This window comes from Agarivorans sp. Z349TD_8, assembly GCF_050870825.2.
In the GTDB taxonomy this organism is placed as follows: Bacteria; Pseudomonadota; Gammaproteobacteria; order Enterobacterales; family Celerinatantimonadaceae; genus Agarivorans.
The window spans coordinates 3,175,678-3,188,963 of the sequence record NZ_CP194037.2; the positions used below are offsets into that span (position 1 = coordinate 3,175,678).

The 13,286-nt window shown below is 45.1% G+C and carries 8 protein-coding genes and 1 other annotated feature; of the genes, 5 read left to right on the forward strand and 3 right to left on the reverse strand.

Annotation, left to right across the window (positions count from 1 at the left end; genetic code table 11):
• Positions 1-4 precede the first annotated feature (4 nt).
• Together ACRRS1_RS14260 and ACRRS1_RS14265 are read right to left on the reverse strand one after the other, a co-directional pair.
• Positions 5-1,777, reverse strand: a complete 1,773-nt coding sequence (locus ACRRS1_RS14260; RefSeq protein WP_432459705.1) for an extracellular solute-binding protein — start codon at positions 1,775-1,777, stop codon at positions 5-7.
• A gap of 225 nt (positions 1,778-2,002) precedes the next feature.
• Positions 2,003-4,210 (reverse strand): putative bifunctional diguanylate cyclase/phosphodiesterase, encoded by a 2,208-nt coding sequence (locus ACRRS1_RS14265; protein ID WP_432459706.1) that lies wholly within the window; start codon positions 4,208-4,210, stop codon positions 2,003-2,005.
• Between the two features lie 271 nt (positions 4,211-4,481).
• Here ACRRS1_RS14265 and hpf point away from each other — a divergent pair, with 271 nt between their 5' ends.
• The 5 genes from hpf (at position 4,482) to ACRRS1_RS14290 (ending at position 11,542) form a co-directional block, all read left to right on the forward strand.
• Positions 4,482-4,856, forward strand: a complete 375-nt coding sequence (gene hpf, locus ACRRS1_RS14270; RefSeq protein WP_432452509.1) for a ribosome hibernation-promoting factor, HPF/YfiA family — start codon at positions 4,482-4,484, stop codon at positions 4,854-4,856.
• Positions 4,857-4,942: 86 nt separating this feature from the next.
• Positions 4,943-5,069 (forward strand) — a sequence feature (Phe leader region).
• Positions 5,070-5,083: 14 nt separating this feature from the next.
• Positions 5,084-7,087, forward strand: coding sequence for a 3-deoxy-7-phosphoheptulonate synthase (gene aroF, locus ACRRS1_RS14275; protein ID WP_432452508.1), 2,004 nt, complete (start codon positions 5,084-5,086; stop codon positions 7,085-7,087).
• Between the two features lie 211 nt (positions 7,088-7,298).
• Complete coding sequence (locus ACRRS1_RS14280; protein ID WP_432459707.1) at positions 7,299-8,285, forward strand: thrombospondin type 3 repeat-containing protein; 987 nt, start codon at positions 7,299-7,301, stop codon at positions 8,283-8,285.
• A gap of 26 nt (positions 8,286-8,311) precedes the next feature.
• Positions 8,312-9,619, forward strand: a complete 1,308-nt coding sequence (locus ACRRS1_RS14285) for a hypothetical protein (RefSeq protein WP_432459708.1) — start codon at positions 8,312-8,314, stop codon at positions 9,617-9,619.
• 126 nt (positions 9,620-9,745) lie between these two features.
• Positions 9,746-11,542: an alpha/beta fold hydrolase gene (locus ACRRS1_RS14290; protein WP_432459710.1), complete on the forward strand. Its 1,797-nt coding sequence runs from the start codon at positions 9,746-9,748 to the stop codon at positions 11,540-11,542.
• Between the two features lie 160 nt (positions 11,543-11,702).
• Here ACRRS1_RS14290 and ffh read toward each other — a convergent pair whose 3' ends face one another.
• Positions 11,703-13,097: a signal recognition particle protein gene (ffh, locus tag ACRRS1_RS14295; protein ID WP_432452504.1), complete on the reverse strand. Its 1,395-nt coding sequence runs from the start codon at positions 13,095-13,097 to the stop codon at positions 11,703-11,705.
• Positions 13,098-13,286 lie beyond the last annotated feature (189 nt).

A 13,286-nucleotide genomic window follows, 5' to 3' on the forward strand; every position in this document is an offset into this window, starting at 1 on the left:
TCGTTTATTCGACCCACCAAGTATCCAAACCAGGCGAGAATTTGGGGTTACGTGTCGGTCGCTTTAACTTATCCCAGTAGGCGATACGCCAAGTATTAAGGTGCCACTGAGGGACCACATAATAAGACCACAACAAAACCCGATCGAGAGCGCGAGTGGCATCCACCAACGCGGCTCGACTATCAGCAGCAATCACTGCATCAACCAACTCATCAATCACCGAACTTTTCACCCCAATGTAATTGCGTGAACCAAAATGATCGGCAGCTGCACTGCCCCAGTAACCGCGCTGCTCATTACCCGGTGAAGAAGACTGTCCAAAACTACCCACTATCATATCAAAATCAAATTTCTGTACGCGGTTGATATATTGCGAAACATCCACCACCCGAACTTCAGTACTAATCCCAATTTTTTGTAAATTGCGTGTATAGGGCAAAACAATTCGCTCAAAATTCTTCTGATAAATCAAAATTTCGATATGCATTTGTTTACCATGAACATCCACTAACTTACCTTTGCTCAAAGTCCATCCTGCCTTTTTAAGCAAGGCTAAAGCTTCGCGCATTTGCGGGCGAATATTCCCATCGCCTCGGGTGCGTTCGAGCTGAAATGGCTGATTAAATACCTCAGGCGGAAGCTGCGCTTTAAATGGCGTCAGTAAGGCTAACTCGCCCCCTTTAGGTAACCCGGTTGCCGCCAATTCGGAGGCAGCAAAATAGCTCTCTGTACGGGTATAAGCACCATAAAATAACTGCTCGTTAGTCCATTCAAAATCAAACAATAAACCAATAGCCTTGCGCACGCCTCGCTGACTAAACACACTTCGCCGAGTATTAAAGACAAAACCCTGCATCCCCTGCGGATTTTCATTTCTCAGATTATCGGTATGAATTTTACCTTCTGCGAACAACGGACCGTTGTATGCGGTGGCCCAATCTTTGGCGCTGGTTTCTAAGCGAAAATCAATCCGTCCCGATTTAAAGGCTTCTAAAGCCACCGAAGAGTCACGATAATATTCATATGCGATGGTTTGAATATTATGACGACCGCGATTAATCGCTAAGTCTTTGCCCCAATAATCATCGACCAAGCGGTAGCTCACCGCACGCCCAATATCAAACTTATCCAACTGATAAGGCCCGGAACCCAAAGGGGGGGTTAAATCGGCTTTACTAAAGTCATGCTGCTGCCAATAATGCTTGGGTAACACTGGTAACTCACCAAGAATCAGCGGTAATTCGCGATTATTGCCATTAACAAAACTAAATTTCACACTCAGCGGCGACTCTGCCACCACATCTTTCACGCTGGCATAATAGGCCCGATAATGAGGCGCACCCTTTTCCATCAGTAAATGAAAGGTAAAGACCACATCTTCCGCGGTGACTGGGTGACCATCGTGAAAACGAGCTTGTGGGCGTAAATTAAAGCGTACCCAAGAGCGATCGGCTGGTAAATCGACGGTTTCGGCGAGCAGACCATAGCGAGAAAATGCTTCATCATCGTTAGAGACCATCAAGGTATCGTATATTTGACCAATCCCTGCGGCGGGATTTCCCTTCACAATAAAGGGATTGAAAGTATCAAAGGTTCCCAATGCATCGTAAGTGATACGCCCTTGTTTCGGAGCATCACTGTTCACATAAGGTAAATGAGAGAAATCAGCAGCTAAGGCTGGCTCGCCATGCATCACCAGCGCGTGAGAACGACTAAATTCCTCGGCGTGAGCAAAACCAATAAGCAAAATACAAAGTGCCGATAGCAGTCGTGTCATGATAAGCGCGTCCTCACAAATAAAAATAGAATGTTCAACTTAAGCAGAATCGGTTGAACTGTCCTGGTGAAATAGGCTCAAGTTCACCACAATACTCACTATAAAGGCCATGAATGCAACGAAAAACATCGTGACAAACTTAGCCTGTATAAAAATCCACCCCAGCTGGCAACAGACCCTATGGCTGTAGTTATAACCGACTAGAAACTAAAAGATAAAGAGCTTTTAAGCAAATTTACGCTGAAAACGTTGAATATATCGTTCCATCGCATCGGCAGGGATCGCTTTACTGGATAGAAAACCTTGATAAAAGGTGCAACCTTGTTGCTTCAGAAATTCTAATTGCTGACGCGTTTCCACGCCTTCAGCTGTCACCGTAAAACCAAGATGACGGGCAATTGCTAATACTGCATCAACGATCGCCATATCACGGCTATCACGAGGAATATCACGAATAAAGGAGCGGTCGATTTTCAGCTCATCCACAGGTAAGCGTTTCAGGTAACTTAATGAAGAATAGCCCGCGCCGAAATCATCGATAGCAAAACGCAGCCCTAATTCCTTTAGCTGTTCCATTCTACGAATCGTATCCTCGGCATGCCCGAGCACCACCGACTCGGTCACTTCCAAATTTAACATCGCATTATCGATATCATAACGCATCATCAAATCTTCAACTTTCTCAACAAATTCAGGATGATGGAATTGCTTGGCACTCACATTAACTGAAAGCTCTGGCAGCGTTAAGCCCATCGCTTGCCATTTAGCCATGTGTTTACAGCTTTGTTCAAGTACCCACATGCCAATATCGATTATCAAATCGGATTCTTCAGCGATGGGGATAAATTCGGTCGGCGACACCAAACTCTTCCCCAAAGGCTGCCAACGTACTAAGGCCTCCGCCCCAACTAACTCACCCGTAGCGACCATATGTTGTGGCTGGTAATAAACCAATAATTCTTCATTGGCTAAAGCGCTACGCAATGCATTGTGCATTTGCAAACGTTTATCCGCTTGCCGCTGCATACCATCTTCAAAAAAGATCACGGTACGTCGCCCCGCCGATTTCGCCTGATACATCGCTGTATCAGCTTGCTTGAGCAGATCCTCTGCTGTCTGCCCCTTTCCCGGAAATAAAGTAATCCCCACACTGGCACCAATATGCAACGATTGACCATCGAAGGGATAAGGTGCAGAGATGGTTTTAATAAGACGTTTTCCAACTAAGTGCGCTTGTTGTTCTGCATGAGGCGGACTTCCGCCGAGATCAGCCAGTAACAGGACAAACTCATCGCCACCTAAACGAGCCAATACATCGCCTTGGCGGATCAAACCTTGTAAACGTTGCGCGACCTGCTGTAATACCCAGTCGCCTGCGGCATGCCCTAAAGAATCATTAATATTTTTAAAATGATCTAAATCGATAAACAGCAAGGCTCCAATCACATGGCTCTTTTTAGCGCGGTTAAAACAACTGTCTAACTCTTCACGTAATTTTCGCCGATTTGGTAAACCCGTTAGCTCGTCAAAATAGGCTAAATGTTGAATTTGTTTTTCCGATGCAATATTGGCCGAGATATCTTGAATATTCACCACATAATGGCTCTGTCCCGTATCGGCATTCGTTACCGCGGTAATGGTCTCTGATTGAGTATAACTTTGACCATTTTTTCTCAAGCGCTCGACTTCACCTTTACGCCGAACGGAACCATCCACAGCGTCAATAAACACTGGGTTTGGACTACCAAAAACCTCCGTCAACTCGGCACCTAATACTTCCGATTGGCGATAACCAGTAATTTGCGAGAACGCGGTGTTAACTTTCACGATGCGATAGTCTGCATCGGTAATCAATAAGCCGTCATTACTTTCAAACGCCACCGCTGAGAGCGCCAACGCTTCGCTCTCTTGTAACAAAGAGCATTCGGTCCCAATCCGCTCCATAAATGGCAAACAGAGTTGTTTAACAAATTCCGAATCAAATTCTGAAGCCACAAAAGTTAGCGCTAAATAAGCCACCAGCTTTGCATCATCAACAATTTGTAATGCTAAAAAGCCTGAGGGCTTACGCGCTAGCTCGGAGGGAAGGAAGGCATAATCGGGATACTGCTCTGCTAAATCGCTTGAGAGAGTCATAGCCTGATATCGAATATCAGCCAATAACTGAGGCGTGACAGGGCTTAAGGTTCTAGAAAACAATTGACCATCACGACAATAAGCAATACAGGGTACATTCGCCAAACGAGAATCAAAACGGGCAACATAAACTTCGCAAGCACCACAGCGCTCTGCCAATTGACGAACCAATTCAGAAAAGAAATGTTGACTGGGCTGACGAGCTAATACAAGAGCGAGCTCAGATATTGAAACCGCTAACTCGGAAGGACCAGAAGATGAATTCAGCAAAGGTGTAGTATCTATGACGCCATCCATATCGATTAAAATTACAACGACTTTCTTTTTCGGTTACGAACTAAGCGTGACCGACGGGTTAACACCAACTGCTTGTTATCCCATCCAATGTGCCGAATTACCCAACAATATTCAAGCATTATTCAGCAATTTATAATACTTTTCACTAACAAGTCACAATCATACTCGAACAAATTCAAGCGCTAAAAAAATGTGACGAATGTCTGTTTTTTTATTTTTAAAGATCGTATGCTGAAAGTGAAATAATTACTAGATAGTCTTTGGGAGGCTTATGATTATTGATATTACCAGCAAAACAATCTCCATTACCCCAACCATTCGTGAGCATATTGCCACGCGCTTTGAAAAGTTAGAAAAAAACCAAATCCCATTAATCTCACCAAAAGTTATTATTATTAGCGATAACAAGAAGGTTAAGGTAGAAGCTAAAATTAACTTACCCAATGGACAACTATTTGCCAGTGATGAGCATCAGGACCTCATCACCGCCATCAATAATCTTGGACACAAGCTAGAGCGACAATTACATCGCTTCCAAGAGAAGCCAAATGCACATCGAGCGAGTCGCTCAGGAAAAGAATTCCTAAGAGAGCCTGCCGAGATTGATGATGGCGAGCCGAATAACGATGATGAAGAAGCCGCATAGGCTTTCGATAATACAGTAATACCAGGCATCAATTTGCTTGGTATTACTTGACTTTAAGATGATTGCTTTTTAGTCTGGTCGCATGAAAATATTTACAATCCGATTTTTGTTTGGTTTCTTTTTTACTCCACCCTTTTAGGGAGGCGGACGGAATTGGTGTAAAAACGAAAACACACAGATCCATAAAGCCTCCTACCGGGAGGCTTTTTTTTTACAGGGAATAATAAATGGCAGACTTAGAGCAGATCCGAACAAAAATCACCGAGCTCGACCAAAACTTATTAAGCTTATTGACTGAGCGTCGCCAACTCAGCGTTGAAGTGGCTAAAAGTAAAATTGAATCCCCAAAGGCGATTCGCGATCAAGAACGTGAACAACAACTACTGGTTAAACTGATCACCAAAGGGCGCGAACTTGGCCTTGATGCGCACTATGTCACCCAGCTTTATCACACCATCATCGAAGATTCGGTTCTATCACAGCAAGCATTTCTGCAAGGGATAACCAACCCCGATAAACTTGCACCAGCGGTACGTGTCGCCTTCCTGGGCAACAAAGGCTCATATAGCAATATCGCCACCCATCAATACTTCTCACGTTACAAAAAGCAAATTGTTGAATTTGGCTGTAGTGGTTTTCAGGATATTGTCGATACCGTCGAGTCTGGTCAAGCGGATTACGGCATGTTACCGATAGAGAACACCAGTTCTGGTAGTATTAACGAAGTTTATGATGTGCTGCAACACACGAGCCTCTCAATTGTTGGAGAACTATCGATTGCCATTGACCATTGTATTCTTGCAAACCCTGAGGCAAAGTTAGAACAGGTAACCACCTTGTATGCGCATCCCCAACCCTACCAGCAATGCAGTCTATACCTGCGAACACTGCCCGGAACCCGAGTTGATTTTGTCGATAGTTCCTCTAAAGCGATGGAAATGGTCGCCGCCAGTGATGATCTGAGTATCGGCGCGATCGGCAGTAAACTTGGTGGAGAGATGTATGGTCTGCGAGCCTTCAAAACAGATATTGCCAATCAACAACAAAACTATACTCGTTTTATCGTCGTTTCACGCAAGCCGATTGAAGTTGCAGATCAAGTTCCTGCTCGCACGACCTTTATTATGTCAACAGCCCAACAGCCAGGTTCACTGGTTGAAGCCTTGCTGGTATTGCGTGAGCACAGCATTAATATGAGTAAGTTAGAATCTCGCCCGGTACAAGGTAATCCATGGGAAGAAATGTTTTATGTCGATGTATCGGCCAACGTTAATTCCCCACAAATGCAAGCGGCTCTTGCAGAGTTAACCCGCCTAACCCGCTATATTAAGGTGTTAGGCTGTTATCCCAGCGAAAATGTTGATCCAACCCAGATCCCGCTGGCGATACTCGCTCACCAACAAAACTCAGGAACAGAAACACCGAGCTTAATTAAAACCATTCAGGCTGATGGCGCGCTTTCGAGTCGCAGTCATAAACAAGTGAATACCGTGGTACGAGTCGGTGATGTGAAAATAGGAGGGGGAGACTTTATTACTTTTGCTGGCCCCGGAGCAGTTGAGTCGGAGCAACAAATCATCAACTGTGCAGCAACGGTAAAAGAAACAGGAGCCGCTATTCTCGCCGCAGGTTGCTTTAAACCACGCAGTTCACCCTATAGCTTTCAGGGACTAGGAGAAGAAGGTTTAAATTATCTCAATACCGCAGGCAAAAAATATCGGCTCCCCATCATGACGGAAGTGAGTTACGTCGACCAAGTTGCCGCCCTTGCCGCCAAATCAGATATTTTGCATGTTCGTTCACGCCATATGAAAAACTTCCATTTGCTGAAGGAATTAGGCAAGTCGACTCGTCCAATTGTGTTGGAACGTAACAATATGTGCTCCCTAGAGGAATGGTTACATGCTGCTGACTATATTCTAGCGCAGGGCAATCAACAGGTGATTCTGTGTGAAGCCGGCGTTCGAACGCTAGAAGGCAAAACCAAGACCACCCTCGATTTAGGCGCCATCAGCCTGTTACGCGAAAAAACTCACTTACCCATCGTGGTCAATCCAGGAGAAGTAGTAGAGAACATCGAGTCTATCGCCCCCTTGGCCAAGGCCGCAAAATTACTTGGTGCAGACGGAGTAATTTTATGTACTCACCCGGCCCCTAGTGAAGCGAGTGTTGATACCGATAAATCACTGGATTTTAATCAATTCAAACAACTTATGGCGGAGCTTTATTAAACACTTCGCTGGTCATTTGTCTTGCTTCAATCAAGCCAGCGCTAAGGCGCTGGCTAATTCAACTCCCCTTCCCAAAGACCAACCTCGCCCTTAGTTGACCCGTTATTTTCCTTCCTATCACCCATTTAGGTGATGCGTGAAAATGGCCTCTTTTATATCTTGAGGTCGCCAAATCTATCACTTTGGCAGATCAACTCATAAAGGGACAATCATGAAAAAACTACATCCTTTAGCCTTAGCAGTTGGGATGGCGATAAGCTTAAGTGGCTGCGGCGGAGGTGAAGATAAACCACCAATTGGCCAGTTAACACTCGAAGCGACCGCCATCGACGGCTATCTACAAAACGCTTCAGTTTGGCTGGATATCAATGGCGATTATATATGGAACAATCGAGAACCAATTGCGACATCAGGAGAAGGCGGCAAAGCGATTCTCATTGTTAGCGACTACCCCGATTACGCAAAATACCCAATTGTAGTCAAGGCAATTGCAGGACAAACTATCGACGAAGACGCGCCAGAGCAAACCATTAGTTTTAGTTATCTCATGGCTGCTCCGGCAGGACAAACCAAGATATCGCCGCTCTCAACCTTAGTGCATCTCGCAATGCAAAATGATAGCGAATTAAGCGTAGAACAAGCCAAGCAGGCAATTGCGAATGACTTGCATATTGATCCTGAAAGTATCCTCGGTGACTTTATCAGTCAACAAAACAGTGAAACAGCACGCTATGCGCAACTACTCGTTGAAGCGCAATTAATGCCGATTGATAGCCTGTCGGCGGGTGCGGCCAGTCAAATCGTCGAAAGCTATCAACAAAATAAACAATTGCTTGCAAGCGTCACTGAAGAGGAAACCATCATCATTAACAACGGTGAACTGGCAAAGGTGATTGACGACGACGATGACGATAACGATGGCGTATTAGATAAACAAGATCGTTATCCGAATAATGCCAATGAAACAAGCGATAGTGACAACGATGGCATCGGCGATAATGCTGATAAATTCCCCAACAATGCCAGTGAAACCCAAGATTCAGACAACGATGGTGTCGGTGACAACCATGATAATTGTAAAAATGTCGCCAATAGCCAGCAGACCGATAGCAACGACAACGGCATAGGGGATGCTTGTGAGCCCAAGCCAGCCGCAACTTTTGATAAGGCCGTATTTGACCAAGCTACATGGCAATAATTTAAAAATATCTAAAGGACCAGATAATGAAAAAGTTTAATAATTCACTCTCAATGCTCACCTGCTACATCGTACTAAGCACTGGAATAGCTGTCGCCGATACAAGCCCCACAACTTTAACCACGTTTAAAGCAGGAGAGACCATTAAAGCCAATGAGATGAACGGCAATTTTAGCTACCTAGAGCGCTTGGCAAACTCAAGTACCACCCCAAACAATCAGGCCATTACGCTCGATATTGACTGTGCTAGCAATGCCGATGCGCTCAACGATTACTTTGCCAACCCTGGCTCGGAGCGTTTTGTGAGTTTAACGCTAACAGGAACCTGCGGCGGTGATGGCAATGCTGAACTTGTGATCAGTCGTGACAACATTAAAATCACTGGTGGTAGCATTGATAGCTTAATCAAAGTCGTTGGTAAGCAGGATGTGAATATCATCGGCACCAGCATTTTAGGCAACACCGATAGTAATCGTGCAGCCTTCATCGATGCAGGAAGCGCCGTCTATTTTGAAAATAACACTTACCCTGCGGGCAGTGAATTACTGGCGACAGGAACGTCATCGATCGTATATAACGATGATGTCGACGGTTTAAAGTTTGTTGCAACTTTATCATCTCGTTTATTCTTTTTTTCTCCCGAAGGTAAAGCGCAACTGATCCTACTTGATACCGCAAGCAGCATGGAATATACCAATTTAAGCAGTGCTGAATTAACCGCAAGTAACGCATCTGGATTCAAGCACCTTGGCGAAGGTTCCTTGCTGGTTGATAACTTGCGAATACGCACCAATGCAGGCGGTACCGTATATAATGCCAGCATGGCAAACGAGTTAGACCTATTTAATAATGGTGGTCTATTAATCGAAGGCGATCTAAGAGCGGACACAGTTTATATCGGTAGCTCTTCCTCTTTGGGCGGAAACACAATGACTGCCAACAATATCGAATTGGAAGGTAATGCCTCGATCGACGTAGATGCTATCGGTACACTCAATGACCCCGTTGCAGAACTCACGCTTCGCTCAGGCTCTAGCCTATGGACCAAGCAAGTCTACGCAGACAAAGTAGAACTTCAATCTGCGAAAGTCGATGCCGCCAATTTCACCATAAACAGTGCTTTGTTTGTACGTAACGCTAGCGTCATTTCAAATGAAAGCTTTGTACTTGGTAGCACCGCGAGCAACAATAGTGACTTCGGCGGATTTAGCTATTTTGAACTTGCCTACCCGATTGATGCTATGTGTAACAATTTTAACCGCTATGCCAATGTAGATGGCTGGTCATACGCCAGCAATAAAGGCTTTCCCAACGATTGTCCAAATATGAACTAAATCATGGTCAATTGATCTAGATGCTAACTTTTTACAGTTAGCATCTAATTTTGCTTTATCTTTGTCGTCGGTCTAGTTAACGTGATTTTCATTTCCTTAGACGAAAGCATCGAATGAAAGGGTATTATGCACAACACGGAGCCACTATCTGAACACCTTATCGCTAAGATTTATGATACCTCACTAAACCCTGCATTATGGCCTGAATTATTAGAACAAATTGTTGAACTACTGCCCCGATTATCATCTCAACAGCAAGTCAGCGAGCAGACAATGCTGAGTATGGGGGCTGGACAACTGCACACGATAAGCCCCATCTCACCAACTGCGTCATTCGAACACTTAGTCGACCACTTACAACGCAGTGCTCAAATTTGCCAACAACTAACCAAAGAACAAGATCAACAAGCCTTACAGCAACAACTATTTGAGCAACTTCCCTTACCCGCTTTGCTTTTATCCGCAGCGGGTGAAGTATTGCAACTCAATCAACAAGCGCGACATGCCTTAGAAAAAACCACCGCAATAAATTTATACAATAATCGTCTGCAATTAGCCGAACACCATCTTCAGCGACAATTCAATCAAGCGATTGAGCAGCTATCCGCCGCCAACCCTCAACACCACTCATTAACTCTGCAACTCCGTGAAAGTTTCCAAGCGCAACCGATTAGCTTAAACCTCTCAAGAGTCATGGATAGATGGCAACAGACTGGACAAGTACTGGCATTAATCGCCTGCGCGGAAGCACAGGTGGAGCTTGATCTTGAAGGTTTTGCTTTAAGCTACAACATCAGTCCTGCGGAATTACGAATTGTGGCACTACTGCTTGAAGAACGCACTCTGCATCAAATTGCCGAAAAAAATAAAGTCTCAATCAATACCGTACGCAGCCAATTGAAAGCTATTTTTGCGAAAACTGGCTGCCATAGGCAAAGCGAACTGATCAAACTTGCGCTTACAAGTAGCGCCACCAACAAAACATCAGTATCCACTGTCACCAGTTTATTACAACAGCAACACCTGAACGCGCCTTGTTATCACCATCAACTGAAACTCGGCGAACGCCAGCTTGGCTATAGCGATATTGGTCGAAGCAGTGACCTGCCGCTTATCATGTTCCATCCGAGCACGGGTTCAAGGCTGCAACAACACCCCAATAAAAACTTGATATATGAGCAAGGGCTGCGATTAATCACTGCTGATCGCGCTGGGTTTGGCCTCACAACAGCAAGCGATAAACCTTGCTTGGAGCAATCGGCCCAAGACGCTCTACAACTCGCGGACCGATTAGAACTGGAAAAGTTTTGCGTCGCGGGGTTCTGCGGCGGCGGACCATTTGCTTTAGCTCTCACAGCACTGGCCCCTGAACGTATCATTCACACAACATTGATTAGTAGCGTGACGCCTTATCAACCAATCAAACTACTACATGGGGTAAAAACCAGTAATAAACTATTGGCTTATATCGCACTCAATGCCCCCAGTATTATCCACCCACTATTTACATTTATTGCGCGTAATGTAATGGACAATCCTGAACGTTACTTCGATCAAGTTTACCAATTTTTATGTGAAAGTGATGCCAATGCCCTTTCAGAGCCAGAGCTGATGAATAACTTTTTATTAGCTTTTCGAGAAGCGATGCGCCAAGGACCGACTGCATTTTCTCATGAACTTACTTTATTAAGTCAAGACTGGTCAATCGACTTTTCAGCCTTAGAAACCCCCATCAGCATGTGGCATGGTAGCCAAGACCAGCACGTCCCTGCTCAACTCGCTCGTTTATTGTGTAACGCGCTACCCAATACCAAACTATATGAATTGAAACCACATGGTCATCTGCTGATTTATCATTGCTGGGACAAAATACTCAAGCATATAAAAGAAAGCCACCACATGGCTGAGCAATGCGTCGTGTAGATAGTTCACCTAACGGTCTGCTAGGACAGATTCATTGCGACGTGACACGCCCCTGAATTTGCCTCTGCTATACATCTAGGTCGCACCTATATTTAACAAAAGCATCCGCTAAAAAGCAAAAACCCAGCAAGGCGCTGGGTTTTAGTCTCAAGGGTCACGACTAAAAACGACCGGGGCCTCTGCCACCGCCGAAGCCGCCCATCCCACCTGGAGGCATCATCCCTTTCATTTGGCCCATCATTTTACGCATGCCACCTTTACCCGACATCTTCTTCATCATTTTCTGCATTTGAGTAAACTGTTTTAATAACTTGTTTACATCTTGAATTTGAGTCCCAGAACCAGCAGCGATTCGACGCTTACGCGAGCCCTTAATGATCTCCGGTTGCTTACGCTCACCCGGTGTCATCGAGTTAATGATAGCTTCCATTTGATTGGTCAACTTATCATTCATTTGATCTTTCACGTTAGCGGGGACTTGTCCCATACCGGGCAACTTATCCAGCATGCCCATCATGCCGCCCATATTCTTCATTTGAACCAACTGCTCGCGGAAGTCTTCTAGATCAAACCCCTTACCCTTTTGTACTTTTTTGGCAAGTTTTTGCGCTTGATCTTTATCAACCTTACGCTCAACTTCTTCAATCAACGATAAAACATCACCCATCCCTAAAATACGTGACGCAATACGATCTGGATGGAAGGGTTCTAGAGCGTCGGTTTTTTCACCAACCCCCATAAATTTAATCGGCTTACCAGTGATATGACGAATCGACAGCGCCGCGCCACCACGCGCATCACCATCGGTCTTGGTTAAGATCACACCGGTAAGCGGCAATGCTTGATTAAAGGCTTGAGCCGTATTTGCAGCATCTTGGCCGGTCATCGCATCCACCACAAATAAGGTTTCGACTGGGTCAACCGCTTGATGCAAGGCCTTAATTTCGTCCATCATGTCTTCATCAACATGTAAACGACCAGCGGTATCGACGATTAATACGTCAGCAAACTGTTTTCTCGCTTCTACAATGGCTGCGTTGACAATATCCACCGGGTTTTGTTTTTCGTGACTCGGGTAGAAAATTGCGTCCACTTCTGTGGCGAGGGTTTCTAACTGTTTGATCGCCGCCGGACGATAAACGTCGGCACTGACCACCATCACTTTTTTCTTTTCACGTTCTTTCAGATACTTAGCAAGTTTGGCGACACTGGTGGTTTTACCCGCCCCTTGTAAACCCGCCATCATCACCACGGCTGGCGGTTGTACCGCCAAATTGAGGCTTTCGTTAGAATCCCCCATCGCCGCTTCAAGCTCTTGCTGTACGATTTTAACAAATACCTGGCCTGGGCTAAGGCTCTTGTTAACTTCTTGACCTAAGGCACGTTCTTTTACTTTTTTTACAAACTCACGAACCACAGGTAAAGCAACGTCGGCTTCCAATAAAGCCATCCGAACTTCGCGTAGCGTATCTTTGATATTGTCTTCGGTTAAACGGCCACGGCCACTAATATTTTTTAAGGTTTTCGAGAGTCGATCAGATAAGTTTTCAAACATGCTTTTTCCTGTTGATCATATAACGAGCATCGTTCAGCGCTGGCATTATACCCTAGGGCCTGTTTATCTTTCGAGATTATTTTTGCAGCTGTTTATCGGATCTTGCGAAAAGGTGGAGCCTACACCGCTGAGCCAGTCGACAAAAGCAAGCAATAGCGCGTCGAAAATGGTGAGAAATGCCGCATGGAG